The organism is Nocardiopsis sp. KDC1DS13DA1 (assembly GCF_055632325.1).
Genome location: NZ_JBVMUY010000017.1, coordinates 85,719 through 111,737 on the forward strand (window position 1 = coordinate 85,719; position 26,019 = coordinate 111,737).

Here is a 26,019-nt window from a genome sequence, read left to right on the forward strand (position 1 = left end):
CGCGGTGCCCGCCCCCGCCCGCGTGCGCGGACCTGGTCGCCGGTGCACCGGGTCAGGAGAGTTATCGTGTGCTCAGGCGTCACGGTGCTGGAAGGACCGGACGCACCGAACCACGAGGGAGCACGGCCATGGAGACGACACGGGGTCGACCGGCGCGGTTGCGGGTCGGTGTCATCGGGCCCGGTCGGGTCGGCTCCGTCCTCGGCCAGGCCCTGGGCAGGGCGGGCCACAAGGTCGTCGCCGCCACCGCGGTCTCCGAGACCTCCAGGGCCAACGTCGCCTCCCGCCTCCCGACCGCGCGCGTCCTCGACGCCCCCGGGGTCGTCGGGGACAGCGACCTCGTCCTGCTCACGGTGCCCGACGACGCCCTGCCCGACCTCGTCGAGGGGCTCGCCGCCACCGGGACCGACCTGCGGGGCAAGATCCTCGTCCACGCCAGCGGCGCGCACGGCTACGGGATCCTCGCCCCCGCCACCATCGCCGGAGCCCTGCCCCTGGCCCTCCACCCCGCGATGACCTTCACCGGCCGCGACGAGGACGTCGAGCGGCTCGCCAACTGCGCGTTCGGCGTCACCGCACCCGAGCAGCTGCGTCCGATCGCCGAGGCGCTCGTGGTCGAGATGGGCGCCGAACCCGTGTGGATCACCGAGGACAAGCGCACGCTCTACCACGCCGCCCTCGCCGGAGGCGCCAACCACCTGGTCACACTGGTGGCCGACAGCGCCTCCCTCCTCGCCGCCGCCGGGGTCCCCGAACCGGGCCGGATGCTCGCACCCATGCTCAGCGCCGCCCTCGACAACGCCCTGCGCCTCGGTATCCACGGACTGAGCGGCCCCGTCCTGCGCGGTGACGCGGGTACCGTCGCCGGGCACATCGAGCAACTGCGCGAGAACGCCCCGGAGAGCGTCGCCAGCTACGTCGAGCTCGCCCGGCTCACCGCGGACCGCGCGATCAACGCCGGGATGCTCGACCCCGCCGACGCCGCGCGCCTGCTCGACGTCCTCCGCCGCTGAGACCCACCGCGTCGCACGGCGGGGGTGTCCGCGCCGTGTGCGAGAGACACACCACCACGGGGAAGCACCGATGACCGAACCCACGCCCACGTCACAGCCCGCGTCAGCCGACGGACCCCTGGTCGTCCACACGGCCGGGGAGCTGCGCCGGGCCCTCGCCGACACCGGACGCGTCGCCCTCGTTCCCACGATGGGCGCCCTGCACGAGGGGCACCGCAGCCTCATGCGCCTCGCCCGTGCCCAGGCCGACACCGTCGTCGTGAGCGTCTTCGTCAACCCGCTCCAGTTCGGCCCGAACGAGGACTTCGACCGCTACCCGCGCACGCTGGACACGGACACCGAGGTCTGCGCCCAGGAGGGGGTCGACGTCGTCTTCGCCCCGAGCGTGAACACGATGTACCCCACCGAGCAGATGGTCACCGTCCAGGCGGGAGCCATGGGGGACCGTCTGGAGGGCGCCTCCCGGCCCGGGTTCTTCACCGGGGTGCTCACCGTCGTCAGCAAGCTCCTCCACCTGGTCGGCCCCGACCTGGCCGTCTTCGGGCAGAAGGACGCCCAGCAGCTCGCCGTCGTCCGCCGCATGGTCGCCGACCTCAACCTGCCCGTGCGGATCGTCGGCGCCCCCACCCTGCGCGACCCCGACGGGCTGGCCACGTCGAGCCGGAACGTCTACCTGGACGCGGACGAGCGCGCCAGCGCCCTCGCCCTGTCCCGGGCCCTGACCGCCGGGCGCGCCGCCGCCGGCGCCGGGCCCGACGCGGTCCGCGCCGCCGCGCAGGCGGTCCTGGACGAGGCCGCCAAGGCCACGCCACCCGTCGAACCCGACTACCTCGCCCTGGTCGACCCCGCCACCTTCGCCGACGCCCCCGCCGGATTCACCGGCGAGGCCGTCCTCGCCGTCGCGGCCCGCGTGGGCGCCACCCGGCTCATCGACAACACGCCGGTCCGGCTGGCCCGCTCCTAGCAGTGTGCGTTCCGGGCCCCCGGCCCGTGTTCGGGCGCCCGGACGGCCGGGGACCGCCCGTCCCCGTCCCCGCCTGAGGCTCGTTCCCGCCCGCGGCCCGGCCCGCCCGCCACCACCCCCAACGGACGCCCGCGGCGCGGTACCCACGCGGAGCACCCCGGCGGCACCCGAACGGCAACTCCAGTCGGCACTCGCGAAAGAGACCCACATGACCTCATCCAGACAGACCCGGACCGACGCCCCCGCGCCGTCGTGGAGCGTGGGCGCCGACGTCGCCGTCATCGGCTCGGGCGTCGCGGGGCTCAGCACCGCGCTGCGCTACGTCCAGCGCACCGAGCGCGGCCGGGTCGTCCTCGTCACCAAGGACCGCCTCTCCACCGGCTCCACCTCCTACGCCCAGGGCGGCGTCGCGGCGGCCATGGCGCCCGGGGACGACCCGGTCGCGCACATGGTCGACACCCACCTGGCCGGGGCCGGGCTGTGCGACCCCCTCGCCGTGCACGTCCTGGCGGAGGAGGGGCCCGGCGCCCTGCGCTGGCTCATCGGGGTGGGCGCCGAGTTCGACCGCACCGAGGGCGGGGAACTGGCCCTCACCCGCGAGGGCGGCCACCGCGCGGACCGGGTCGCCCACGCCGGGGGAGACGCCACCGGAGCGGAGATCCAGCGCGCGCTCCAGGCCGCGGTCCTGGCCGAGGAGCGGATCGAGGTCATCGAGCACGCCCTCGCCCTCGACGTCCTGCGCGACCCGGACGGATCCGCCGTCGTCGGCGTCTCCCTCCACGTCATCGGCGAGGGCGCCCGCGACGGTGTCGGCGCCGTCCTGGCCCCGGCCGTCGTCCTGGCCACCGGGGGGATGGGCCAGATCTTCGCCGCCACCACCAACCCTCCCGTGTCCACCGGTGACGGGCTGGCGCTCGCGGCCCGGGCCGGGGCGCGCCTGCGCGACCTGGAGTTCATCCAGTTCCACCCCACCGTGCTCTGGCTGGGCCCCGACGCCCGGGGCAGGCAGCCCCTGGTCTCCGAGGCCGTGCGCGGCGAGGGCGCCCACCTCGTGGACGCCGACGGCAACCGCATCATGGAGGGCGTGCACGAACTCGGCGACCTCGCCCCCCGCGACGTCGTGGCCAGGACCATCGCGCGCACCATGGCCGAGACCGGCACCGACCACGTCCTCCTGGACGGCCGCCACTTCGGTGCGGCCACCTGGGAACACCGCTTCCCCACCATCCTGGCGTCCTGCCGTGAACACGGCATCGACCCGGTCACCCAGCCGATCCCCGTCGCCCCCGCCGCCCACTACGCCTCCGGCGGCGCCGAGGTCGACATCGACGGGGCCACCAGCGTCCCCGGTCTCTGGGCGGTCGGCGAGGTGGCGCGCACCGGCGTGCACGGCGCGAACCGCCTGGCCTCCAACTCCCTCCTGGAGGGCCTGGTGTACGCGGACCGGATCGCGGCCCGCCTCGCTCGGGAGGCGCTCCCGGTCCCGGAACGGGGCGTTCCCGTCGGCGACGTCACCCGCCTCGTCGAACCCGCCACCGCCACCCGCGTCCGCGCCCTGATGTCCCGCCACGCCGGGGTCCTGCGCACCGGCGAGGGGCTGGCCGCGCTGGTCACCGAACTCGACGCGCTCACCGCCCCGGCCGACCCCGCTGCCCCGGACACGGCCTCCTGGGAGGCGACCAACCTGCTGACGGTGGCCCGGCTCGTGGCCGCCGCCGCCCTGCACCGCACCGAGAGCCGCGGCTCGCACCAGCGCGCCGACGCGCCCGACCCCGACCCCGTGCTCCGGACACGGCCGACCGTCGTCCGACTGGAGGCGAACACCCCCGTGGCCACCGACGAGGACTGGACCCCGTCCCTGCCGCCCGAACTCGTCGCCGAACTCGACGGGATCGCCTTCCCCCTCGCCGAGGGGACACCCGACCCGGACTCGCGCGCCGAGTTCACCCTTCCGTACATGGCCCCCCACCAGTCCCATGTGGACCTGGTGCGGCGCGCCCTGGCCGAGGACCTCACCGCCGGTCCGCGCATCGACGTCACCACCGTGGCCACCATCCCCGCCGACCAGGTGCGGACCGCGCACGTCGTGGCGCGCGCCGACGGTACGGTGAGCGGCCTGCCCCTGGCCGAACTCGTCTTCTGGCTCGTGTCCGACGGCGCCGTGCAGATCGCCCGCTCCGCACGCGACGGCGACGCGGTCAAGCGCGGGGACGTGCTCATGGCCGTCACCGCCCGCACGCGCGACCTGCTCACCGCGGAGCGGACCGCGCTCAACCTCCTCACCCACATGTCGGGGATCGCCACGGCCACCCGGACCTGGGTGGACGCGGTGGTCGGCACCCGAGCCCGGATCCGCGACAGCCGCAAGACCCGCCCCGGACTCCGTGCGCTGGAGAAGTACGCGGTGCGCTGCGGGGGCGGCGTCAACCACCGGTACTGCCTCAGCGACGCCGGGCTGGTCAAGGACAACCACGTGGTCGCGGCGGGCGGGGTCGGCGCGGCCGTGCGCGCCATCCGCGAGCGCTTCCCCGACCTGCCGCTGGAGGTCGAGGTGGACCGGATCGACCAGATCGAGGACGCGATCGCGGCCGGCGCGGAGGAGATCCTCCTCGACAACTTCACGGTGGGGGGTCTGCGGGCCGCCGTGGAGCTGGTCGCCGGGCGCGCCCGCCTGGAGTCCTCCGGCGGACTGACGCTCGACGTGGCCGCCGACGTGGCCGCCACCGGTGTCGACTACCTGGCGGTCGGCGCCCTCACCCACTCCAGCCCGGCACTGGATATCGCACTCGACCTGTTGTGAGAGGTCCGGTTGGTGGAAGATTTCTTGGGAACACACCACTTCGACCACGGATGAGGCTCCCCAACATGCTGCTCGCGATCGACGTCGGCAACTCCGAGACGGTGTTCGGCCTGTTCCAGGGCGACGACCTTCTCGAACACTGGAGAGTGGGGACCGAGACGCGCCGCACCGCCGACGAGTGGGCGGTGGTGCTGCGCGGGCTCATCGACGGGAGCACGCTGGGGGCCCCGGCCGACATCGAGGGGATCGCGCTGTGCTGTTCGGTCCCGTCGGTGCAGCACGAGATGCGTGACATGTTCCGCCGCCACTTCGGCGACGTGCCCGCGGTGATCGTCGAGCCCGGGGTCAAGACCGGGGTGCCGATCCGGATGGACAACCCCAAGGAGGTGGGCAGCGACCGCATCATCAACGCGCTGGCCGCCAGCCACCTGTACGGCGGCCCGGCGGTCGTGGTCGACTTCGGCACGGCGACCACGTTCGACGCGGTCAGCGCGAAGGGGGAGTACGTCGGCGGGGCGATCGCGCCGGGGATCGACATCTCCGTGGACGCGCTGTCCCGGCGGGGCGCGCAGCTGCACATGGTGGAGATCGTCCGGCCGCGCGCGGCGATCGCGAAGAACACCACGGAGGCGCTGCGGTCGGGGATCGTGTTCGGCTTCGCGGGCCAGGTCGACGGGATCGTGGACCGGATGGTCGCCGAACTCACCGACGCCCCGGACGACGTGACCGTGGTCGCCACCGGCGGACTGGCCTCGGTGGTCGTCGGAGAGTGCGAGACCGTGGACGTGCACGACCCGTGGCTGACCCTCATCGGACTGCGCCTGGTCTTCGAGCGCAACGCCGGCTGAGCCGGGTGGGTGGGGCGAGGCACCTCGCCCCACGGGCCACCCCCGGCCGTACCTCCGCACGACCGCGGCGACTGGTTCGTCGTCGGTATCGATATTCGCGCGGACCGTATACCCAGGATGCGCCTGGCGCTGGGCCGCATTGTTCGATCACGGAATATCCGCGTCTCGCGGGATCGGCCCCTCCGGGAGGCCGGAGGTGACGGACAGCCTGTGGACAGCGGCGATCGGGTGTCCGGAAGAGAGTAGGATCGGGGCCGTGAATGACGCGCACGACTCCTACGACGACCTGCCCGAACAGATGCGGGTCCGGCGCCAGAAGCTGGACCGTCTCCGGGAGGAGGGCACCGACCCCTTCCCCGTGACCTTCCCGCGGACCACGTCGATCGGTGCCGTGCGCGACAAACACACGGGGCTGGAGCCCGACACCCAGACCGGGGAGAAGGTGGCCGTCGCCGGGCGGGTCATGCTCTACCGCACCGGCGGCAAGCTCTGCTTCGCCACCCTGCGCGACGAGACCGGCGACGTGCAGATCATGCTGTCCCTGGACCAGGTCGGCAAGGAACGGCTGGACGCCTGGAAGGCCGATGTCGACCTCGGCGACCACGTGGGTGTCGAGGGCGAGGTCATCACCTCCCGCCGCGGCGAGCTGTCCATCCTCGTGCGTTCCTGGACGCTGACCGCCAAGTGCCTGCGTCCGCTCCCGGAGAAGCACAAGGGACTCACCGACCCCGAGGCCCGGGTGCGCCAGCGCTACGTCGACCTCATCGTCAACCCCGAGTCGCAGCAGATGGTGCGCCGCCGCTCGGCCGCCATCCGGGCGATCCGGGAGACGCTCAGCTCACGGGACTTCATCGAGGTCGAGACCCCGATGCTGATGCGGGTGCACGGCGGCGCCACGGCGCGTCCGTTCACCACCCACATCAACGCCTACGACATGGACCTGTACCTGCGCATCGCGCCGGAGCTGGCGCTCAAGCGGCTGGTCGTGGGCGGTCTGGAGAAGGTCTTCGAGATCAACCGGAACTTCCGGAACGAGGGTGCGGACGCCACGCACAACCCCGAGTTCACGATGCTGGAGTTCTACCAGGCCTACGCCGACTACAACGTCATGGCCGACGTCACCCGGCAGATCATCCAGGAGGCGGCGCGGGCGGTGTTCGGCACGACCGTGGTCGAGCGCGACGGCCAGACCTTCGACCTGGGCGGTGAGTGGCCGAGCGTCACGCTGTACGGCTCCGTGTCGGAGGCGCTCGGCGCCGAGGTCACACCGAGGACGCCCATCGAGGACGTCCGCCGCCTGGCCGAGGGCAGGGGTGTGGAGTTCGACCACCAGTGGGGCCAGGGCAAGCTGGTCGAGCACCTCTTCGAGGAGCTGGTCGAGCACACGCTCATCCAGCCCACGTTCGTGCGCGACTTCCCCGTGGAGACGAGCCCGCTGACCCGCCAGCACCGCGAGGACCCGCTGCTCACCGAGAAGTGGGACCTGATCGGCTTCGGCATGGAGCTGGGGACCGGCTACTCCGAACTGGTCGACCCGGTCGAGCAGCGCCGCCGCCTCACCGAGCAGTCGCTCATGGCCGCCGAGGGCGACCCCGAGGCGATGCAGCTGGACGAGGACTTCCTCCGCGCCCTGGAGTACGGCATGCCGCCCAGCGGTGGCGTCGGTGTCGGTATCGACCGGCTCCTGATGGCGTTCACCGGAAAGAACATCCGGGAGACCGTCCTCTTCCCGATCGTCAAGCCCTCCGGCGACTGACGAACCAGGACGAGTCCGGGTCGCATCCGGGCAACCGCGGGACCGAAAAAGAGACGGGGCCGTCGCACGCGAGTCGTGGCGGCCCCGTCCTCGTCACCTGAATGTGGTGTGTGCCACCGTTCAGACCTCACTGTTGCGACATATCGCCCAAAAACACAGTGAGAGTGGGGTGTCCCGACAGACAGGACCGAGGTTTTCCTTGGAACTGCGTTCACACGGTCGACGACGGAGGGTAAACAAAGTTTACGCAGGTCAGTCGAGTGTCGAAAACGCACCTCCCATCACCCTGTCACCCAGAGGCCCAAGGGTGCTACTCATGGTGATTTACTGCCCCTTGACGGTATCATCACGGCCGCCTAGCGTGCTGAGGGCGGACCTTGGTCCGCGAGATCGCCGAAGTGGATCGAGTACGACAGTGAGCGAGGTGTGAGGGCCACCCCAAGGTCCGCCTATCCCGCGCGCACGTGTGCCCTCGGCGCGGTCTGACCGTCCCAGACCGCGGTGACACGGCCCGTGCGGCCCATGTTCCCCACCGCCCTCCACCCCTGTGCCAGAGGGGTCCCCGGAAGGTGGCCGGGCGCGTGGGTCCCTGTCGCGCCCCGGCGCGTTCGATCCGCCCGGTGACGAGTTGATGTTCCGCACTCACATGGATGAGGGAGGACGGAGTGGAACAGGCCACACTCGTACGGCGTCATGCTGAGGACCAGAGCGCTCTCCAACCGCGGGAGCACCGGGAGAACGTGGTCCCCCTGCAGTCCCGTTCAGGCGATACGGCACTGAGCGGCGCCTACACCCCGGCCGAGCTGAGCCACGAGGACCTGGAGTTGCTCGCCGAGATCGCCACCGGAGTGACCACCGAGGTGGCCGCACGGCGACTCGAACTCAGCGCCCGGACCCTGCGCCGCCGCATCCGCAACATCTGCGACATGCTCGGCGTGAACACCCCCATCGAAGCGGTCGTCTGGGCCGCGCGACGCCAGCTCATCTGAGCCAGGCCGTCCCGGCCCCGGCCGGGAAGACCACGGGCATATCCGGCCCGACACGCGCGAACACACACGGCACCCGCCGGAGGAAGAGCGATCCGGTGGGTGCGGGTGCGTACGTGGGCGTAGTCTGGTCCGGCTATGTCCGTTCGTCATGTCCGGGTCCGTCGCGCCAAGACGCGCGACGTGGCCCACATCCGCCGCCTGGTCGACACCTACACCGTCGACCGCCGTGTCCTCTCCAAGAGCACCGTCAATCTCTATGAGGACATCCAGGAGTTCTGGGTCGCCGAGGCGGAGGTGGTCACGGACGACCCACCCGCCCAACCCCGCTCCGCGGTGCCCCCGCAGGACGCCTTCGGGGCGGCCCGCTCCGAGGAGGGGGTCGAGTACCGCGTCGTCGGCTGCGGTGCCCTCCACGTCCTCTGGGAGGACCTCGCGGAGGTGCGGACCGTCGCGGTGGATCCCTCTCTGCGTGGTTTCGGAGTGGGACACCGAATCGTGACCAAACTGCTGGAAGCGGCGGGTGAGTTGGACGTGCGGCGTGTGTTCTGCCTGACATTCGAGACCGGTTTCTTCGCCAAACACGGCTTTGCCCCGATCCAGGGCACACCCGTCTCCGCCCGCGTGTACGAGGAACTTCTGCGTTCCTATGACGAGGGTGTCGCGGAATTTCTCGACCTTGAGCGGGTCAAACCCAACACGCTCGGGAACACGCGCATGCTTGTGCACCTGGGGACCAGGTCCCGAAGCCCCCGTGCCTAAAGGCTTTCGGGTGCTCTTGGGACTGAGTTCCCGATACGGTCCGGTGAGGTGCGCTCCGGGCACCTACCGGCCGACTCGCTTAACGAGACCGGGTGCTATGAGAGGGGAAGAGGACGGGTAATGTGTACCTACGCTCGACGCCCCCCTCCGGAGTGATCGAGTTCGACGGGGGCGGTTACGAAGGGTTGCGAATCGAGTTCGCTCAGGGGGCGGCCGGTGTTCGCGGCCGACGAGGCACCGAACACGCTGTCGGACATTGGTCACCATCGGGTTTGGGTCGGGCGGACTCCGGTGCCTCCGGGACCGGGCCGGGGCGAGCGATGTCTATGATGTCGGGTATGCGATTGCCCGGTACCCGGTGCGTCATCCCCCAGGACTGGCCCGACGCTGAGTCGGGTATTTGCTGCAATAAGTAACAACCAGGAAGGGTGGACCGCTTCGATGGGTGACCTTTCGTCGCTGCTTCCCGCCGGGCTGCTCGACGTAATCTCCGCTCTGATCCCGCCGGTGGTTGTCGCGACCGTCTTCTGCGCCTTCGTCATCAAGCTGCTGCGCAGGGAGATGGCGCCTCGCCGGATGGACGGCAGCCTGGTCAGCGGCGACGCGGCCGTGGGTGCCCCGGACGTGAAGACCGCCGCGGCCGCCGCGAACGACGAGACACCGATTGTCGACCGCGGTGACCGGGCCGAATCCGACGGTCGTTGATACGGTACTTGACCGTATCGTGCCCTGATCGACCCTGATCCGGGGCCGAGTCCGCGCGTGTGGGCCCTCCGGCCCCGCGCTGCTCCGGCGACCCCGAAACCCAGGGTCAAGTCCAGGTGATTACTGGCACGTCGGGAATTGTCTTCTGCCTGCGCGCGAGATAGCTTTATATTCAGGTGCGAAGGCACTGCTCTTCTGAAAGGTTTGAATCCATGGCACAGAAGGTCCAGGTTTTCCTGGTCGACGACCTCGACGGCGGCGAGGCCGAGGAGACGGTGACGTTCGGTCTGGACGGCTCCGTGTACGAAATCGACCTCAGCGCGGGTAATGCCGCCAAGCTCCGCGACGCCCTTACGCCCTTCGTCGACGCCGCTCGCAAGGCTCCGGCCAAGTCCGGTCGCGGTCCCGCCCGCCGCGGCAGCTCCCGGAATGCGCCCAGCCGTGAGCGCAGCGCCGAGATTCGCGCGTGGGCGAAGGCCGCCGGCAAGCCGGTCAATGAGCGCGGCCGTATCCCCGCGAAGATCGTCGCCGAATATGAGGCCATCAAGGGCTAGGTTTGCCGCAGGCATCCGGGTTCGCCGAAATGTTGTCAGGTCTTGATCGGGCCGGTGTCCCGGGGTACGCACCCGAACCCGACCATCCCCGGGCCCGCCGCGGCCCGAGTGACACGGGATGCAGGGGATAGCAGGGGCTCACCGAAACCCAGGGGCGGTGCGGCCGGATCCGCCACCGCTGCCGCGGGGCGACACCCCGAAGGCGTCCACGGCGCCGCCGGGGTGTGGCCGGGCACGGAGCGCATGCCGGGGTGGCGGAGGGCCGCGACCCCGGGCGGGTACCGGAGCCCGGTCCGAGGCGGAACACGACCCGCCGAACCGGCGTGAGCCGTGACGGCGGGACGTTGTCCTGCGGCCCTGGAACGGGCGTGCGGTCCCCGTGTCCGGCGGAGGTCCCACGTGTCCCCCGCGGCCGGACGCGGAAGCCGTCCCCCGGAGCGGGGAAGAACCCGCCCCGCGCCTCCGTTGCAGTGTGCGGGGGAACCGGGTGCTCGCAGTGGTCCGCCGTGCGCGGTCGACCGTCCCCGGCCACGGGGCGGTGGCCGTCCGGAGAATTCCGGGCGGGGCTTTCCGCTCACGGAGTGGCCGGTGCGCAACAACTCAGATGATCGGCGTGTTCGCTAAGAGCCGATAATCGGGCTTACACACGTGCGGCCCGGGGACTCTCGTGATGGATGGGAGCCCCCGGGCCGTTCGCCTTCGGCGTACACCGAAATCTGGCGCCCCAATTGGTAGTTGGATGTTGGGTGAACGCCCTATCGTCGGGGAAAGTCTCTGGCACGGACGGCTACGGTCGGCCGTACGGAGACGTCCGACCGGTCGGCAACCAGTCGTCCGGGACGGACGGGTGCGGCAGTGCTCCCCGGGGCGGTTATCCCTGTGGGGCCGATATGCGGAAGAGTTGGGTCGGCGAGTACCGTCCCTGCCTGACCGCTCTGTAGAGGAGCGACGAGACATGTTCGAGAGGTTTACCGACCGCGCGCGGCGAGTGGTGGTTCTGGCCCAGGAAGAGGCCAGGATGCTGAACCACAACTACATCGGTACGGAGCACATCCTGCTCGGCCTCATCCACGAGGGTGAGGGTGTCGCCGCCAAGGCCCTGGAGAGTCTTGGCATCAGCCTCGAAGCGGTTCGGCAGCAGGTTGAGGAGATCATCGGTCAGGGCCAGCAGGCGCCGTCGGGGCACATCCCGTTCACCCCGCGCGCCAAGAAGGTCCTGGAGCTGTCCCTGCGCGAGGCGCTTCAGCTCGGCCACAACTACATCGGTACCGAGCACATCCTCCTGGGTCTGATCCGTGAGGGCGAGGGTGTGGCCGCCCAGGTGCTGGTCAAGCTCGGCGCCGACCTGAACCGGGTCCGCCAGCAGGTCATCCAGCTGCTGCACGGCTACCAGACCGGCAAGGAGGCGCAGACGACGGGCGCGTCCGCGGAGTCCGCTCCGTCCACGTCGCTGGTGCTGGACCAGTTCGGTCGCAACCTGACCCAGGCCGCCCGGGAGAGCAAGCTCGACCCGGTCATCGGTCGGGACAAGGAGATCGAGCGCGTGATGCAGGTGCTCTCGCGCCGGACCAAGAACAACCCGGTCCTCATCGGTGAGCCCGGCGTCGGTAAGACGGCGGTCGTCGAGGGGCTGGCACAGAAGATCGTCAAGGGGGAGATCCCCGAGACGCTCAAGGACAAGCAGCTGTACACGCTGGACCTGGGCGCCCTGGTCGCGGGCAGCCGCTACCGCGGTGACTTCGAGGAGCGCCTGAAGAAGGTGCTCAAGGAGATCCGCACCCGCGGTGACATCATCCTGTTCATCGACGAGCTGCACACACTGGTCGGCGCGGGTGCGGCGGAGGGTGCCATAGACGCCGCCTCCATCCTCAAGCCCATGCTGGCCCGCGGCGAACTCCAGACCATCGGTGCCACCACGCTGGACGAGTACCGCAAGTACCTGGAGAAGGACGCCGCGCTGGAGCGCCGGTTCCAGCCCATCCAGGTGGACGAGCCGACCGTCAAGCACGCGGTCGAGATCCTCAAGGGTCTGCGCGACCGCTACGAGGCCCACCACCGGGTGTCGATCACCGACGGCGCCCTGGCCGCGGCCGCCAACCTGGCCGACCGCTACATCAGCGACCGCTTCCTGCCGGACAAGGCGATCGACCTCATCGACGAGGCGGGCTCGCGGATGCGCATCCGCCGGATGACCGCTCCGCCGGACCTGCGCGAGTTCGACGAGAAGATCGCCAAGGTCCGCCGGGACAAGGAGTCGGCGATCGACGCGCAGGACTTCGAGAAGGCGGCGTCGCTGCGTGACGACGAGAAGCAGCTGCTGAACAAGAAGGCGCAGCGGGAGAAGGAGTGGAAGGCCGGCGACATGGACGTCGTGGCCGAGGTCGACGAGGAGCTCATCGCCGAGGTCCTGGCCGCCTCCACCGGCATCCCGGTCTTCAAGCTGACCGAGGAGGAGTCCTCGCGTCTGCTCCGCATGGAGGACGAGCTGCACAAGCGGGTCATCGGCCAGGAGGACGCCATCAAGGCGCTCTCGCAGGCGATCCGCCGCACGCGTGCCGGGCTGAAGGACCCCAAGCGCCCGGGCGGTTCGTTCATCTTCGCCGGTCCGTCCGGTGTCGGTAAGACCGAGCTGTCCAAGACGCTGGCCGAGTTCCTGTTCGGGGACGAGGACGCGCTGATCCAGCTGGACATGTCCGAGTTCATGGAGAAGCACACGGTCTCGCGGCTGTTCGGCTCCCCGCCCGGGTACGTCGGCTACGAGGAGGGCGGCCAGCTCACGGAGAAGGTGCGCCGCAAGCCGTTCTCCGTGGTGCTCTTCGACGAGATCGAGAAGGCCCACAACGACATCTTCAACTCGCTCCTGCAGGTGCTGGAGGAGGGGCGTCTCACCGACGCCCAGGGTCGCAACGTCGACTTCAAGAACACGGTCATCATCATGACCACCAACCTGGGTACCCGGGACATCTCCAAGGGCGTGGCGATGGGCTTCGCCAAGGAGGACGACGCCCAGACCAACTACGAGCGGATGAAGGGCAAGGTCAGCGAGGAGCTCAAGCAGAACTTCCGGCCGGAGTTCCTCAACCGTGTGGACGACGTCATCGTCTTCCACCAGCTGACGGAGAAGGAGATCTTCCAGATCGTGGATCTGATGATCTCCAGCCTGGACAGCCGCCTCAAGGAGCGGGACATGGGGATCGAGCTGCGCCCCGCCGCCAAGAAGGTGCTGGCCGAGCGCGGGTTCGACCCGGTCCTGGGGGCGCGGCCGCTGCGTCGCACGATCCAGCGGGAGATCGAGGACCAGCTGTCGGAGAAGATCCTGTTCGGTGACCTCAAGTCCGGTCAGATCGTGGTGATCGACGCCGAGGGCGAGGGAACCGAGGCCAAGTTCACCTTCAAGGGTGTGCCCAAGCCCGCCGCGGTTCCGGACACGCCCGAGGTCGAGGAGCCGGCCGCGGGCAAGAGCGAGTAACGGCTTCGGTCGCGCACCGGTCCCGACTACGGACGGGGGCATCCCTTCGGGGGTGCCCCCTTCGCGTGGGGCTTCCACCGGTGCTGGCGGTCCGGCGCGGCGTGTGGTTAGGGTTTGCGCGTGACCCATCCACAGGACCCCCGACAGCCCGACGGCCAGGTGCCACCGGAACAGCGTCCTCCCCAGGGCCAGCCTGACCCGCCGGGCCAGCAGTACCCCCAGGGGCCCCACGCGCCCCAGAACCAGTACGGTCCGCCCGGTCCGCCCCAGGGGCCTCCTCCCCAGGGCGCCCCCGGCCCGTACCCGCCTGCCCCGCCGAAGAAGGGGCGCGGGGTGGTCATCGGTGTGGCCGTCGGTGTCGGACTGCTGGTGGTCGCCCTCGTCGCGGTCACGGGTGCCGTCCTGTGGGCGGTCAACGACGGGGGAGGGGCAGACCCAGCACCGGGCTCGGCCGATCTGGACGCCGTGGTCGAGTACGAGGGCCTGCCGGCCGACCACGTGGAGCCTCCGGCGACCGTCGACTACGAGATGTTCCCGCCCGCGGGCGGCGAGCACTACGGCTACTGGCAGAACTGCGGTGTCTACGAGGTGCCGATCAGGAACGAGACCGCCGTGCACTCCCTGGAGCACGGGGCCGTGTGGGTCACCTACGACCCCGCGGCCGTGGACGGCGACGGGGCGGCGACCCTGGCGGCCCACTACCGGCAGGGGGACTACCTCCTGGTCAGCCCGGTCGAGCAGGGTATGCCCGCACCGGTCGTGGCCTCCGCCTGGGGTGCGCAGATCCACCTCGACGGCCCCGACGACCCGCGCCTGGCCGCCTTCGTGCGCCGGTACGAGCAGTCCCCGCAGGCGCCGGAGCCCGGCGCTCCGTGCAGCGGTTCCCACGACGGGACCGCCGACGAAGCACTGCTGACAGTGGACTCGGAGGACACCGACACCGACGAACTGCTGGACATGGAGGACTGACCGGGCCCGCCCGGGAAGCCGGGCGGGCGGCCGGGACGGGCTCAGCCCGGCAGCGCGTACCGCCCGTCGTCGAGGGGGTCCACGAGACCGTCCGCGACCAGGGCGTCCAGGGCCCGCTCACGCTGGACTCCGTCGTCCCAGACGGCGTCCAACGCCTCCTTGGACACCGGGGCGGTGGAGTCGCGCAGCACCGCGAGCAGCCGCCCGCGCACCTGCCGGTCGGTACCCGCGTAGGTCTGCCCGCGGCGCGGCGGGCCGTCGTGGGCGGGTTTGCCCGCCAGCCTCCAGGCGCACTGACCGGCGATCGGGCAGTCCGCGCAGGCGGGTGTCCGGGCGGTGCACACGAGGGCGCCCAGCTCCATCACGGCCACGCCCCAGCGCGCCGCGACGGACGGCAGCGGCGGGAGGAGTGACTCGGCGATGGCGGTCTCCGCCTTCGTCTGCGTTTTCGGCGGGTACTGGATCCCGGTTTCGGCTCTCGCGAGAACACGCCGAACGTTCGTGTCCAAAATGGCGTGCCGCTGTCCGAAGGCGAAGCTGGCCACGGCCGCCGCGGTGTAGGAACCGACGCCCGGCAGCGAGAGCAGCGTCTCGTGGCTGTCCGGTACGCGCCCTCCGTGCTGCTCGGTGATCGCCACGGCGCACGCGTGCAGACGCAGTGCGCGGCGCGGGTAGCCGAGCCGGTTCCACATGCGAACGGCCTCGCCGGAGGGCTCTTTGGCCAGGTCGGCCGGGGTGGGCCAGCGTTCCATCCAGGCCCGCCACGCGGGCAGTACCCGCACGACGGGCGTCTGCTGGAGCATGATCTCGCTGACCAGGATCGACCAGGGGCTGGCCCCGGGGGTCCGCCAGGGAAGGTCGCGGGCGTTGGCCTCGTACCACGCCAGAACCGCTGTGCTGTAAGGGTTATCGCTCATCTTTTACGGAGTATCGGCGGGTTGGGTAGGTGGGTGGCACGCGAAACCGCAATACTACGGCCCATGGCGTCAAGTACCGGACATCCAGGAGCTGTCAGCCGCGAGACCTACTGGAAGCGGCGTGCCCTCGTGTTGGCGGGGGTCATGCTCGCCCTCACCCTGATCGCGTTCGCCTGCCGCCCCTCCTCCGGGGACGACGCCGAACCGACGCGGGCGGAGGCGGGCGCCGCGGACAGTGACCCCACTCCCAGTGTCCCACCCGCGACGCCCTCCGCGGACGAGAGCGGGGAACCCGAGGACGATCCGTCCGAGGGCGAGGACGAGGACTCCGAGGGGTCCGATCCGTCCGAGGACGAGGAGGGCCGGGACTCCGCCGGGGGCGGAGGCGGGGAGGGCGCCGACGCCGAGTCCGGCGGTGCCGCTGCCCCCGAGAGCCCCGAGGACGCGTGCCGTCCGGAGGACGTGGTGGTGTCCTTCGCGTTCGCCGACGAGGACCGGGAGGTCTACGGGAGCGGCGCCGAGCCGGGGTTCCGGGTCACCGTCGTGAACACCGGGAACCAGACCTGCACGGTGGACATGGGCGCCGAGGCCATGGAGATCCGCATCCACTCCGGTGACGACCGGATCTTCTCCACCACCGACTGCGTCGAGGGCGAGGCAGCCGACGCGCGCCAGGTCAGTCGAGGGGTGCCGGAGGAGTTCACGTTCGGCTGGGACCGGCAGCGCTCGTTCACGGACTGCCGTGACTCCTCCGCCGCTCGCCCGGGGTGGTACCGCGCCAACCTGCACGGGGAGTACGCGGGCGACACCGGCGAGCTGGTGTTCCAGCTGACCTGAGGTTCCACCTGACGACCGGCCGCTCCCTTCCCTCGGGGGCGGCCGGTCGGCTGTCGGGCCCCGCCGTGCCGCACGCCACGCGAGAACCGTCGAGAGAGGCCACGGGAAGTTATCGTAATGTTACTCTGAGTGACGTCAGGTCATTCCACCGTCATCAGGAGTCATGGTGAAGCTGTTCCGAAACATCCTTTCCGGTGTCGCCGTCTCCGCCCTCGCGCTGTCCATGGCGGCTCCGGCGCAGGCGGCTGAGAGGAACTTCGAGTACTACAGGCTCTCGATCCAGGACAAGGACACCGGCGACAAGCAGCACGTGCGCCTCCACTGCGACCCCGCGGGCGGCAGCCACCCGCGGCCCGAGGACGCCTGCGACCTCATCTACGAGTTCGGATCCATCAAGAGGATCGACCTCGCCGACAGTGCCTGTCCGATGATCTGGGACCCCGTCATCGCCCGGTCCAGCGGCTCCGAGCACTTCAAGAAGACCTTCCCGAACATGTGTGTCCTGCTCGACGTCAAGGGCGCGGTCTTCGACTTCTGGGAGAACGGTGACCGGGAGTCCACCGGGGACCGAGGCGGGCACGAGTCCGGTGACCACGGGTACTACGGCTGGCTGCACGGCCACCACGGCCAGACCGACCGCGACGACCGCAGCTACCGGTAGACCGCCAACACCCCGTTCCGTCGGGGTAGAAGAGTCGTAAGTGAGTGATGCGGCGACACGGCCCGCTCCCGTGTTCGACGCCCCACCGATGTACCGGAGGCTCTCGTGAGACCCGTCGCGACCGTTCTGGCCACCTGCGCCGCCACCGCGATCGTCCTCGTCCCCGCCGCACCCGTGGCCACGGCGGTCACCTCCGCGGCCCCGTCCGGGCCGCCCTCGTACGGCGCCTACCGGCTCCGGCTGGTCGAGGGGGTCGGCTTCGAGGACCAGTCGGTGCGGGAGGTCTCACTGGTGTGCGCCCCCAAGGGCGGCGGAGGAAGCCACCCGCGGGCGGCCGAGGCCTGCGCCGCCATCGCCCAGGCCGGTTCGATCGACGCCGTCCCGGGTGATCCGGCCGCGGCCTGCACCCTGGAGTACCGCCCGGTCACCGCGTCGGCGCGGGGTTCGGAGACCTACCAGGAGAACTTCGGCAACACCTGCCTGCTGCGCGCGGCCAAGGGCGCTGTCTTCGACTTCTAGCGGTGCCCCTTCGGGCCTGTCCTCACGCGCCACGTGCGCGTTTGGACCGCCGCGCCACCCAGGCCAGCGCCTCGCTGAGCTCCTCCACCTCGTGCGTCCGGATCCCGGGCACGGGGTCACCGGAGTGCTTGGGTACGACCGCCTCGGTGAAGCCCAGCCGCTGCGCCTCGGTGATCCTGCGCTGGACCCCGTTCACGGCGCGGATGTCCCCCGCCAGGCCGACCTCGCCGATCGCGATGAACCCGCGCGGCAGGGCCACGTCGTTGTTGGAACTGCCCGCGGCCATGGCCAGGGCGAGGTCGACCGCGGGCTCCCCGAGCCGTACGCCGCCCACCGTGGAGGCGTACACGTCCATGTTGGCCAGCCGCATGCCCGTGCGCTTCTCCAGGACCGCCAGGATCATGTTCACCCGGGACGTGTCCAGCCCGGACGTGGCCCGGCGGGGCGCGGGCAGCGGTGTGGGGGCCACCAGAGCCTGCACCTCCGTGATGAGCGGCCGCCGCCCCTCCAGGGTGACCGTGACGCACGTCCCGGGTACCGGGTCGGTGCGCTCGGTGAGGAACAGCCCGCTGGGATCGGGCAGTCCGACGATCCCGCTCTCGGTCAGCTCGAAGCACCCGATCTCGTCGGTGGGCCCGTACCGGTTCTTGACCGCGCGCAGCAGCCGTAGCTGCGAGTGGCGCTCGCCCTCGAAGTGCAGCACCACGTCCACCAGGTGCTCCAGGAGGCGGGGGCCGGCGATGGAACCGTCCTTGGTGACGTGTCCGACGAGGACCGTCGCGATACCGCGCTCCTTGGCGATCTGGATCAGGGCCCCCGTCACCTGGCGGACCTGGGTGACGCCGCCGGGCACACCGGACACCTCGGGGGAGACCATGGTCTGCACCGAGTCCACGATGAGCAGCCGGGGGCCGACCGCCTCGACGTGGCTCACCAGGGAGGCGATCGAGGTCTCCGCGGCCAGGAACAGCTTGTCGGAGAGCGCGCCGAGCCGCTCGGCGCGCAGGCGCACCTGACCGGCGGACTCCTCGCCGGTCACGTACAGGACGGGTCCCTGGGCGGCCCGCATCGCGGCGACCTCCAGCAGCAGCGTCGACTTGCCGACGCCCGGTTCGCCCGCGAGCAGCACGACACCGCCGGGGACGGCGCCCCCGCCGAGGACGCGGTCGAGTTCGTCCACCCCCGTGGGTACGGCCTCGGCGGTCTCGACGCTGATCTCGGTGATGGGCCGGGCGCGGGAGGTCACCGGTGCCGCCGCGACCGCCGTCGGGGCCGGGGCGCCCGCCTCCTCCACCGTGCCCCAGGCCTGGCACTCACCGCAGCGGCCCACCCACTTGAGGGTGGTCCACCCGCAGTCGCTGCACCGGAACGTCGTCTTCGCTGCTTTGGCCATGCCCGCAACGCTAACGCCTCCCTCGGACGGGGCGGTCGGCCGTTCGCGGCGGCGCCTCAGGACACAGGAAAGTTACCTACGAGTTAGTCAACGCCGTTCGTAGGTTGTGTTACAGAATGCGTAGGGTCCGACACCCCTGGTCCCCCACTGGAGAGGAACCCCGTGCCCCGCACCGACGACAGCACGACCGTGTCCGCTTCCCGCCCCCGACGCACCCCCAGGCGCTCCCCCCTCCTCGCCCTCCCGTTCGCCGCCGCCCTGTGCCTGGCCGCCGCGCCCGCGCCCGCGGCGGCGGAGGAGGCGGCCGCCTACGACCACTACGTGGCCCTCGGCGACTCGTTCACCTCGGGGCCGCTGATCCCGCCGTACGCCCCCGGCTCCGACCCCCGCTGCCTCAGGTCGTCCGGCAACTACGCCCGGTTGGCTGCCGACGCGCTGGGCGTCACCGAGTTCACCGACGTGAGCTGCTCCGGCGCGGTCATCCGGGACCTGCGCGAACCCCAGCACACCGACCTCACCGATGTTCCGCCGCAGTTCGACGCGCTGACCTCCGACACCGACCTGGTGACGGTCGGGATCGGCGGCAACGACTTCGGCTTCACCGACGTCCTGATGGAGTGCGCCCAGCGGAGTCTGAGGAACCCGATCGGGAGCCCGTGCGCCGACCACTACGGTGACGAGCTCGACCAGCGGATCGAGGGCCTGCGGGACGACGTGTCGGGCGTCTACGCCGAGATCGCCGAGCGCAGCCCCGGAGCGACCGTCGTCGGCGTCGGCTACCTCCAGATCCTGCCGGAGGGCCGGGGCTGCTGGCCGAGCACGCCCATCGCCTGGGGCGACGTGGCCTACCTGGACGGTGCCCAGACCGCCCTGAACCAGATGATCGCGGAGGAGTCCCAGGCCGCGGGCGCGGTGTTCGTCGACGTCCTCGAACGCGGTCACGACGTGTGCCAGTCGGCGTCCCTGCGCTGGGTCGAGGGTCTGGTCCCGGAGAACACGGCCGCGCCGGTGCACCCCAACGAGGCGGGCATGGTGGCCGTCTCCGAGCGGCTCGTGGCCCGGCTGGGTGCCTGAGCTCTGTTACCGAACGTCGTCAGCTTCGGCTGAAATCTGGTGCCGACTGACTGAGATGCGGCTTTTGGGAGCAAGATTTTACCGGGAACGCGCGACAAATTGATTACAGAGGGTGATTCGCTCACGCGTGAAACCGACGAAGGGTGATCCGTTGGGATGGAACGCCCCGGGGCCGACCCGGCCCGGGACGCCGTCACATCCGAACGGGGAAACCCATGAGTCACTCTCGACACCACGAGCAAATCCCGGCCTGCCGTCCGGGGCGTCCCGGGCGGCAGGCCGCACCCGTGCGGACCGCCGCCCGGGCGATCGCCGTCGCCGCGGCGGCCGTGTCCCTCCTCGTCGCGGCATCCGCCCCGGCCTCGGCCCAACCGGCCCGCGGGGTCGCCGACGCGGCCCCGGCATCCGAGCGGATCCACCAGAGACTGTCCGCCTCGGCGGTCGAGACGGCGATCAGCGCCGCGGAGTCGAAGAAGGGCACGCCCTACGGATGGGGCGGAACCGGGCCGCGCACCTTCGACTGCTCCGGCCTCGTCCAGTGGTCCTTCCGCCAGGCGGGGGTCGAACTGCCCCGCATCGCCCACGACCAGGTGGCGGCGGGGGTCCGGATCCCCTACGCACAGGCCCGCCGCGGCGACCTCGTCTACTGGTCCGACAGCGGGGGCTACGTCTACCACGTCGGCATCTACCTCGGCCGGGGCCGTATGATCGACGCCCCCGAGACGGGCGACCACGTCCGAGAGCGCGACGTGTTCCACTACAACCTCGGCGGAGCCGTACGGCTGTGACGCCCACCGTGTCGGGTGGTCCCACCACCGACGTTCGCAGGTGACAGATTCGGACCCGGCACCCGTGTCCCTGGTGCCTCTCCCATCACTCAGTACCTCTTCCACCACACGTTGATCGCGTAGTCCACGGACAGCCCCGGGTGGGAGTCGATGATCTCGGCCGCCAACGCGGCGGGGAACTCGATCCGGACCACGGCCTCGAAGTCACGCCGGTCCGTGAACTCCCAGCGCATCGTCAGGGCCTCGCGCCGGAAACCGCGCGCCACCCAGAACCGTTCCACGGCCTGGGGGTCGTAGCTCGGCAGCGACCGCCGGAACCACGCGCCGAACGTGGAGCGGGTGGCGTCGTTGTCGATCACGAACGCGACCCCGCCGCGCCGCATGACCCGCTCCAGTTCGGTCAGCCCGGGCTCGCACCCGGGACCGAAGAAGTAGGCCCACCGGGCGTGCGCGACCTCCACGGTGGCGTCGGGGACGGGCAGACGCTGGGCCGTCCCGTCCAGCACCCGGACACCGTCCAGCCCGCGCACCCGGGCCCGCGCGGCCTCCGCCAGCCGGGGGTGCGGCTCCACGCCCGTGACCAGCCGCGCCCGCGCGGCGAACCCGGGCAGGTGGTAGCCGGTGCCGCAGCCGACGTCCAGCACATGGGCGCCGTCGATCGGCCGCACGCGGTCCATGGCCGCGGTGATCACCCCGTCGGGGTCGACAGCGTCGTTCTCCAGTTCGTAGGTGTGCGGGTGCTTCCAGATGTTGGGGCTGGGGATCGCGTCCCCGGGGATCACGGGGCGTCTGTGGACCATGTCCGAACCCTAGCCCCGGCGGGGGACCGGGGCGCCGCGCCCTCCTCCGTGCCGTCACCAGCCGGATCCGCCGCCTGGCCACGTTCGTCGGCACCGGCCACCGGAGCGCGGCACGCCGTGGTCCCGGCGGCGGGAGGCGCGCGGGGCCGGGTAGCGCATAGTCTGGGTCCCGTGAGCCCTATCCAGGTCCCAGGCGCGCCCGTCGTACTCTCGTCGGCGTCGGTCTACCCGGAGAAGACCCCTGCCGCCTTCGAGATCGCCGCGAAGCTGGGGTACGACGGCGTGGAGGTGCTCGTCTCCTCCGACCCCGCCAGCCAGGACATCGACCTCCTGCGGCGCCTCTCGGACTACCACCAGATGCCCGTCACCGCCGTCCACTCCCCCTGCCTGGTCCTGACCCAGCGCGTGTGGGGCCGAGACCCCTGGGGCAAGCTCGTCCGGTCCAAGGAGATGGCCGAGGCCCTGGGCGCGAAGACGATCGTGGTCCACCCCGCCTTCCGCTGGCAGCGCGAGTACGCCAAGGAGTTCGAGGCCGGCGTCGCCCGTATGCAGGAGGAGACCGACGTCGCCTTCGCCGTGGAGAACATGTACCCGGTGCGCGTCCGCGACCGCGAGGTCGTGCCCTACGCGCCGAGCTGGAACCCGCTCGACCGCGACTACCCCGACGTCACCCTCGACCTGTCGCACACCGCCATGTCCGGCTCCGACGCCATGGACATGGCCAAGCGGCTCGGCGACCGCCTCTCCCACGTCCACGTCGCCGACGGCTTCGGCGGCCAGAACCTCGACGAACACCTCATCCCGGGCCGCGGCCGCCAGCCCGTCGCCGAGGTCCTGGAGTATCTGGCGGCCACCGCCTACGAGGGCCAGCTGGTCCTGGAGGTGAGCACACGCAAGTCCCCCGACCGCCAGGCCCGGCTGCGTGAACTGGCCGAGGCGCTGGCCTTCACCCGCCTGCACTTCGCCCGCCCCGCCGCGGAGGCGGCCGACCAGCCTCGGGACCGGCGTGAACGCATCGCCCTCCTGCGTCGCAGGCCGGCCGCACCGCCCCGGCACTTCTCCGTGGACCCCCAGGGGACCGTCGACGACCAGGACACCGACCACGGAACGGACGGGGGCGACGGCGGCCGACCGTCCAGCCGGTGAGACGACCCGTCCACACCGGAGCGGCCGTGCGGTTAGCGTGGAGGGGACCCGCAGAGAGGACCCCTTCATGATCGCGATCATCGGCGCCGGAAAGATGGGCGAGGCACTCCTCGCCGGAATGCTGGCCACGGGCCACGCGCCGGAGGACGTCCTCGTCACCGAGCCGCGCGCGGAGCACGCCGACGAACTCCGCCAGCGGTACGGCGTCGAGGTCGTTCCCGCGGAGGACGCCGCCAAGCGCGCCGACACACTGCTGCTCGCCCTCAAGCCGCAGGACATGGTGGACCTGCTGGAGGACCTCTCCTCCCACCTGTCCCCGGACCGCCTCGTCATCTCCGTCGCGGCCGGACTCACCACCTCCGTGATGGAGAGCCACCTTCCCGTCGGGGTTCCCGTCGTGCGCGCCATGCCGAACACCCCCGCGCTCATGGGCCGGGGTATGACCGCCATCGCGGGCGGCGCCAACGCCGAGCCCGGGCACCTGGACCGCGCAGAGAGCCTGCTGGGCGCCGTCGGCGATGTCATTCGCGTCGGCGAGCAGCACATGGACACCGTGACGGCGATCTCCGGGAGCGGACCGGCCTACTTCTACTTCATCGCCGAGACGATGGTCGAGGCCGGTGTGGCGATGGGCATGCCGCGCGCCACCGCCCAGAAGCTCGTCGAGCAGACGATGACCGGTGCCGCCGCCATGCTCACGGACTCCGGTGAGCACCCCGTGGTCCTGCGCGAGGCCGTGACCTCCCCGGGCGGCACCACGGCGGCGGCCCTGCGCGAACTGGAGCGCCACGGCGTGCGCACCGCCTTCACCGACGCGATCGAGGCGGCCCGCGACCGCAGCCGGGCGCTGTCCGGGAGCTGACCGGGGGTCGCGATTGGCCGGGTCCGGCCGAGGGTTACGGGGTAGGGCGTCCCCGTACGCGGATAGTGTCGAAACAGGGGACACCGATCCCCGTCTCTGTCCCGTGTGCGGGACGTCCCCATCACCTTCCCGACCCCAGGGCCCCCATGACTTCACCACCTCCTTCGGACCCCTCCCAGCAGCCCCCCGGCCAACCCCAGCCCGGTCAGCCGCCGCAGCAGCCGTACTCGGGTCAGCAGCCCCCGTCGGGTCCACAACAACCCCCGTCAGGCCCGCAGCAGCCCCAGCCGGGACCGCCCCCGCAGCAGCCGTACCCGGGTCAGCAGCCCCCCTCGGGTCCGCAACAACCCCCCTCAGGCCCGCAGCAGCCCCAGCCGGGACCGCCCCCGCATCAGGGACCGCCGCAGCCGCCCGCCGGCGGTTTCGCGCCCCCTCCCGGCGGTCCGCCCCCGGGACCCCAGTTCAGCGCCCCGCCACCCGGGACCGTCGGCGCGGCCGGGATGGGCGGGCCCCCTCCCGGCGGTATGCCCCCCGGCGGCCCGCCGCCCGGCGGTATGCCCCCCGGTCAGTTCGGAGCCCCCCAGCCCAGGCCGCCCCGGATGGGGCTGTTCGCCTCGCCGACGGCGGTCCGGGCCGCGCTGCTCAACCTCTCCGGGCTCGGTGCCGGATACCTCTACCTGCGCAAGTGGATCTTCTTCGGCGTCGCGCTGGTCGTCACGGCGGGCCTCCTGGTCGGTGCCGCCCTGCACGGGGCCGCGGACCACCTGCTGATCTGGCTTCCCGTGCTTCTCGTCTGGTTCCTGGCCGCGGGGGTCCACGGGCTGTTCGTCGGGCGCTCCCACGACGAACGCACCGCGGCCTCGGGTGGTCAGCCGACGAAGAGGATCGCGCCCGTGCTGACCGCGGCCGGTCTGGTGGTCGCCGTCACGGCGGCGCTGGCCGGTGTGTGGCAGGCGGGGGAGTGGCGATTGCAGGTCGCCGACGCCGTCCACGCCAGGGGGGAGTGTGTCGAGGCCGTCGACATCTACGGGCGGGTCGAGGGCGCTTTCCAGCTGTCCATGTCGCCGTCCCTGATGGACCGGGCACGCTCGGGCGCCGAGGCCTGCGACATCCTCACCCGCGCCCAACAGCAGATGTCGGACGAGCGCTACGACCAGGCCATCGCCACCTACGGCGAGTACTTCGCGCACCCGGCCTCCCGGTGGGAGGACACCGACGGCGAGGTGGCCGACGCCAACCTCTCCTACGCGGGCAGCATCGCGGAGGAGACCGCCGAGGCCTACACCGGCGAGATCACCGACGAGATCCGCGAGGGCTTCCAGCAGGCCCACGAGATCTACAGCGACATCCCCGACAACTACGAGGGGACCGAGGCCGCCGGGCGGGTGCCCAACGCCCTGGTCGAGCTGTACGACCTCGGCACCGCCGACTACGACGAGGAACTCTGGTGCGACGCGTTCGAGCAGATCCAGGTCTTCGCCGACCTCGACTGGTCGTTCGCGCCCTCGGTCGCCCAGCAAATCGACGCCGAGTCCCCCGAGGCCGCGCGCCGGTGCGGTTGGGACGAGGTCGAGGACGGGTCGGCCGACCGCGCGGAGGAGATGACCGACTTCCTCGCCGCGGAGTACCCGGACCACGAGGCCGACGACGTCGAGGACCTGGTCCGCCACGTGGGCGCCGCCCACGTCGAGGAGGCCATGGACACCCTGCGCCGGGGCGGGGAGAGCTCGTTCGAGGTGCAGTCCACCGGGAGCGCGGACGGTGACGTGGCCGTCCTGGACTTCACCAACGACAGCGCCTACGACATGCGCCTCCTCTACGTCGGCGAGGACGGTGTCCACGACGACATCACCGCGGAGGCGTGCGGGGACTGCGAGGACTACAGTTCTCCGCCGTCCGGCAACTCGTGCTTCGACCGCGGCGGCGAGTCCATCCGCGTCGAGCTGGAGCCGGGCGAGTACCGGATGCTGCTCGTCCTGGTGGACGAGACCCGTCCGATGCACGGCACGGTGAACCTCAGCGGCGGCAACTCCTACGAGAGCTGTTTCTTCGTCGTGGAGTGACCCGGCGGCGGCCCGGGGCGGACCACGCGCCCGCCCCGGGCCGCCCCATACGCGGATAGTGTCGGGGGAGGGGCCAGCGGCTCCCCTCCCGGTCCCGTACACGCGGGACACCCCATCCCCCGATCCCAGGTCC

The 26,019-nt window shown here is 71.3% G+C and carries 22 protein-coding genes; 19 read left to right on the forward strand and 3 right to left on the reverse strand.

Annotated elements, in window-relative coordinates; all coding sequences use genetic code 11:
- Nucleotides 1–128: 128 nt before the first annotated feature.
- The 11 genes from ACTVAJ_RS12345 (at nucleotide 129) to ACTVAJ_RS12395 (ending at nucleotide 14,826) form a co-directional block, all read left to right on the forward strand.
- Nucleotides 129–1,013 (forward strand): Rossmann-like and DUF2520 domain-containing protein, encoded by an 885-nt coding sequence (locus ACTVAJ_RS12345; RefSeq protein ID WP_470388267.1) that lies wholly within the window; start codon nucleotides 129–131, stop codon nucleotides 1,011–1,013.
- Between the two features lie 70 nt (nucleotides 1,014–1,083).
- A complete protein-coding gene (gene panC, locus ACTVAJ_RS12350) occupies nucleotides 1,084–1,977 on the forward strand; it encodes a pantoate--beta-alanine ligase (RefSeq protein ID WP_470388268.1) in 894 nt (297 codons plus the stop codon).
- Nucleotides 1,978–2,185: 208 nt separating this feature from the next.
- Nucleotides 2,186–4,777 carry an L-aspartate oxidase gene (locus tag ACTVAJ_RS12355; RefSeq protein ID WP_470388269.1) on the forward strand — a complete coding sequence of 864 codons (2,592 nt, stop codon included), beginning with the start codon at nucleotides 2,186–2,188 and terminating at the stop codon, nucleotides 4,775–4,777.
- 65 nt (nucleotides 4,778–4,842) lie between these two features.
- Complete coding sequence (locus ACTVAJ_RS12360; RefSeq protein WP_470388270.1) at nucleotides 4,843–5,625, forward strand: type III pantothenate kinase; 783 nt, start codon at nucleotides 4,843–4,845, stop codon at nucleotides 5,623–5,625.
- A gap of 256 nt (nucleotides 5,626–5,881) precedes the next feature.
- Nucleotides 5,882–7,381, forward strand: a complete 1,500-nt coding sequence (gene lysX, locus ACTVAJ_RS12365) for a bifunctional lysylphosphatidylglycerol synthetase/lysine--tRNA ligase LysX (RefSeq protein ID WP_470388271.1) — start codon at nucleotides 5,882–5,884, stop codon at nucleotides 7,379–7,381.
- Between the two features lie 665 nt (nucleotides 7,382–8,046).
- Nucleotides 8,047–8,370 (forward strand): LuxR C-terminal-related transcriptional regulator, encoded by a 324-nt coding sequence (locus ACTVAJ_RS12370; RefSeq protein WP_470388272.1) that lies wholly within the window; start codon nucleotides 8,047–8,049, stop codon nucleotides 8,368–8,370.
- 135 nt (nucleotides 8,371–8,505) lie between these two features.
- On the forward strand, nucleotides 8,506–9,129 hold the full coding sequence (locus ACTVAJ_RS12375; protein ID WP_470388273.1) for an amino-acid N-acetyltransferase: 624 nt from the start codon (nucleotides 8,506–8,508) through the stop codon (nucleotides 9,127–9,129).
- 441 nt (nucleotides 9,130–9,570) lie between these two features.
- A complete protein-coding gene (locus tag ACTVAJ_RS12380) occupies nucleotides 9,571–9,834 on the forward strand; it encodes a hypothetical protein (RefSeq protein WP_470388274.1) in 264 nt (87 codons plus the stop codon).
- Between the two features lie 212 nt (nucleotides 9,835–10,046).
- Nucleotides 10,047–10,388 carry a histone-like nucleoid-structuring protein Lsr2 gene (locus ACTVAJ_RS12385; RefSeq protein ID WP_470388275.1) on the forward strand — a complete coding sequence of 114 codons (342 nt, stop codon included), beginning with the start codon at nucleotides 10,047–10,049 and terminating at the stop codon, nucleotides 10,386–10,388.
- 955 nt (nucleotides 10,389–11,343) lie between these two features.
- The gene (locus ACTVAJ_RS12390) at nucleotides 11,344–13,857 is read left to right on the forward strand and encodes an ATP-dependent Clp protease ATP-binding subunit (RefSeq protein WP_470388276.1); all 2,514 of its coding nucleotides are present in this window, start codon (nucleotides 11,344–11,346) and stop codon (nucleotides 13,855–13,857) included.
- A 120-nt stretch (nucleotides 13,858–13,977) separates the two neighbouring features.
- Nucleotides 13,978–14,826, forward strand: a complete 849-nt coding sequence (locus ACTVAJ_RS12395) for a DUF3105 domain-containing protein (protein WP_470388277.1) — start codon at nucleotides 13,978–13,980, stop codon at nucleotides 14,824–14,826.
- Nucleotides 14,827–14,867: 41 nt separating this feature from the next.
- On the opposite strand, the gene ACTVAJ_RS12400 is transcribed toward ACTVAJ_RS12395, so the two are convergent.
- The gene (locus ACTVAJ_RS12400) at nucleotides 14,868–15,743 is read right to left on the reverse strand and encodes an HhH-GPD family protein (RefSeq protein WP_470388278.1); all 876 of its coding nucleotides are present in this window, start codon (nucleotides 15,741–15,743) and stop codon (nucleotides 14,868–14,870) included.
- A gap of 144 nt (nucleotides 15,744–15,887) precedes the next feature.
- Between ACTVAJ_RS12400 and ACTVAJ_RS12405 the strand changes: the two genes are divergently transcribed.
- The 3 genes from ACTVAJ_RS12405 to ACTVAJ_RS12415 all read left to right on the forward strand — a co-directional run bounded on the left by ACTVAJ_RS12405 (nucleotide 15,888) and on the right by ACTVAJ_RS12415 (nucleotide 17,760).
- Nucleotides 15,888–16,580 (forward strand): hypothetical protein, encoded by a 693-nt coding sequence (locus ACTVAJ_RS12405; protein ID WP_470388489.1) that lies wholly within the window; start codon nucleotides 15,888–15,890, stop codon nucleotides 16,578–16,580.
- Between the two features lie 163 nt (nucleotides 16,581–16,743).
- Nucleotides 16,744–17,241, forward strand: a complete 498-nt coding sequence (locus ACTVAJ_RS12410; protein WP_470388279.1) for an SSI family serine proteinase inhibitor — start codon at nucleotides 16,744–16,746, stop codon at nucleotides 17,239–17,241.
- 105 nt (nucleotides 17,242–17,346) lie between these two features.
- The gene (locus tag ACTVAJ_RS12415; RefSeq protein ID WP_470388280.1) at nucleotides 17,347–17,760 is read left to right on the forward strand and encodes an SSI family serine proteinase inhibitor; all 414 of its coding nucleotides are present in this window, start codon (nucleotides 17,347–17,349) and stop codon (nucleotides 17,758–17,760) included.
- Nucleotides 17,761–17,782: 22 nt separating this feature from the next.
- On the opposite strand, the gene radA is transcribed toward ACTVAJ_RS12415, so the two are convergent.
- A complete protein-coding gene (radA, locus tag ACTVAJ_RS12420) occupies nucleotides 17,783–19,153 on the reverse strand; it encodes a DNA repair protein RadA (protein ID WP_470388281.1) in 1,371 nt (456 codons plus the stop codon).
- A gap of 162 nt (nucleotides 19,154–19,315) precedes the next feature.
- Here radA and ACTVAJ_RS12425 point away from each other — a divergent pair, with 162 nt between their 5' ends.
- Together ACTVAJ_RS12425 and ACTVAJ_RS12430 are read left to right on the forward strand one after the other, a co-directional pair.
- Nucleotides 19,316–20,227: an SGNH/GDSL hydrolase family protein gene (locus ACTVAJ_RS12425; RefSeq protein WP_470388282.1), complete on the forward strand. Its 912-nt coding sequence runs from the start codon at nucleotides 19,316–19,318 to the stop codon at nucleotides 20,225–20,227.
- Between the two features lie 215 nt (nucleotides 20,228–20,442).
- The gene (locus ACTVAJ_RS12430; protein ID WP_470388283.1) at nucleotides 20,443–21,015 is read left to right on the forward strand and encodes a C40 family peptidase; all 573 of its coding nucleotides are present in this window, start codon (nucleotides 20,443–20,445) and stop codon (nucleotides 21,013–21,015) included.
- 89 nt (nucleotides 21,016–21,104) lie between these two features.
- Here the strand turns inward: ACTVAJ_RS12430 and ACTVAJ_RS12435 are convergent, their stop codons facing one another.
- Nucleotides 21,105–21,815 (reverse strand): class I SAM-dependent methyltransferase, encoded by a 711-nt coding sequence (locus ACTVAJ_RS12435; RefSeq protein ID WP_470388284.1) that lies wholly within the window; start codon nucleotides 21,813–21,815, stop codon nucleotides 21,105–21,107.
- A 171-nt stretch (nucleotides 21,816–21,986) separates the two neighbouring features.
- Between ACTVAJ_RS12435 and ACTVAJ_RS12440 the strand changes: the two genes are divergently transcribed.
- The 3 genes from ACTVAJ_RS12440 to ACTVAJ_RS12450 all read left to right on the forward strand — a co-directional run bounded on the left by ACTVAJ_RS12440 (nucleotide 21,987) and on the right by ACTVAJ_RS12450 (nucleotide 25,886).
- Complete coding sequence (locus ACTVAJ_RS12440) at nucleotides 21,987–22,961, forward strand: sugar phosphate isomerase/epimerase family protein (protein WP_470388285.1); 975 nt, start codon at nucleotides 21,987–21,989, stop codon at nucleotides 22,959–22,961.
- Between the two features lie 67 nt (nucleotides 22,962–23,028).
- The gene (gene proC / locus ACTVAJ_RS12445) at nucleotides 23,029–23,823 is read left to right on the forward strand and encodes a pyrroline-5-carboxylate reductase (protein WP_470388286.1); all 795 of its coding nucleotides are present in this window, start codon (nucleotides 23,029–23,031) and stop codon (nucleotides 23,821–23,823) included.
- A gap of 599 nt (nucleotides 23,824–24,422) precedes the next feature.
- Nucleotides 24,423–25,886 (forward strand): DUF1109 domain-containing protein, encoded by a 1,464-nt coding sequence (locus ACTVAJ_RS12450; protein ID WP_470388287.1) that lies wholly within the window; start codon nucleotides 24,423–24,425, stop codon nucleotides 25,884–25,886.
- Nucleotides 25,887–26,019: the final 133 nt, after the last annotated feature.

What these genes read in the sequence shown, in the direction of transcription:
- proC (WP_470388286.1), top strand. Translation starts at nt 23,029, where the DNA reads ATGATCGCGATCATCGGCGCCGGAAAGATGGGCGAGGCACTCCTCGCC.
- ACTVAJ_RS12355 (WP_470388269.1), top strand. Translation starts at nt 2,186, where the DNA reads ATGACCTCATCCAGACAGACCCGGACCGACGCCCCCGCGCCGTCGTGG.
- ACTVAJ_RS12450 (WP_470388287.1), top strand. Translation starts at nt 24,423, where the DNA reads ATGGGGCTGTTCGCCTCGCCGACGGCGGTCCGGGCCGCGCTGCTCAAC.
- panC (WP_470388268.1), top strand. Translation starts at nt 1,084, where the DNA reads ATGACCGAACCCACGCCCACGTCACAGCCCGCGTCAGCCGACGGACCC.
- ACTVAJ_RS12430 (WP_470388283.1), top strand. Translation starts at nt 20,443, where the DNA reads ATGAGTCACTCTCGACACCACGAGCAAATCCCGGCCTGCCGTCCGGGG.
- ACTVAJ_RS12410 (WP_470388279.1), top strand. Translation starts at nt 16,744, where the DNA reads ATGGTGAAGCTGTTCCGAAACATCCTTTCCGGTGTCGCCGTCTCCGCC.
- ACTVAJ_RS12375 (WP_470388273.1), top strand. Translation starts at nt 8,506, where the DNA reads ATGTCCGTTCGTCATGTCCGGGTCCGTCGCGCCAAGACGCGCGACGTG.
- ACTVAJ_RS12435 (WP_470388284.1), bottom strand. Translation starts at nt 21,815, where the DNA reads ATGGTCCACAGACGCCCCGTGATCCCCGGGGACGCGATCCCCAGCCCC.
- ACTVAJ_RS12345 (WP_470388267.1), top strand. Translation starts at nt 129, where the DNA reads ATGGAGACGACACGGGGTCGACCGGCGCGGTTGCGGGTCGGTGTCATC.
- ACTVAJ_RS12405 (WP_470388489.1), top strand. Translation starts at nt 15,888, where the DNA reads ATGCTCGCCCTCACCCTGATCGCGTTCGCCTGCCGCCCCTCCTCCGGG.
- ACTVAJ_RS12390 (WP_470388276.1), top strand. Translation starts at nt 11,344, where the DNA reads ATGTTCGAGAGGTTTACCGACCGCGCGCGGCGAGTGGTGGTTCTGGCC.
- ACTVAJ_RS12385 (WP_470388275.1), top strand. Translation starts at nt 10,047, where the DNA reads ATGGCACAGAAGGTCCAGGTTTTCCTGGTCGACGACCTCGACGGCGGC.
- ACTVAJ_RS12360 (WP_470388270.1), top strand. Translation starts at nt 4,843, where the DNA reads ATGCTGCTCGCGATCGACGTCGGCAACTCCGAGACGGTGTTCGGCCTG.
- ACTVAJ_RS12400 (WP_470388278.1), bottom strand. Translation starts at nt 15,743, where the DNA reads ATGAGCGATAACCCTTACAGCACAGCGGTTCTGGCGTGGTACGAGGCC.
- radA (WP_470388281.1), bottom strand. Translation starts at nt 19,153, where the DNA reads ATGGCCAAAGCAGCGAAGACGACGTTCCGGTGCAGCGACTGCGGGTGG.
- ACTVAJ_RS12380 (WP_470388274.1), top strand. Translation starts at nt 9,571, where the DNA reads ATGGGTGACCTTTCGTCGCTGCTTCCCGCCGGGCTGCTCGACGTAATC.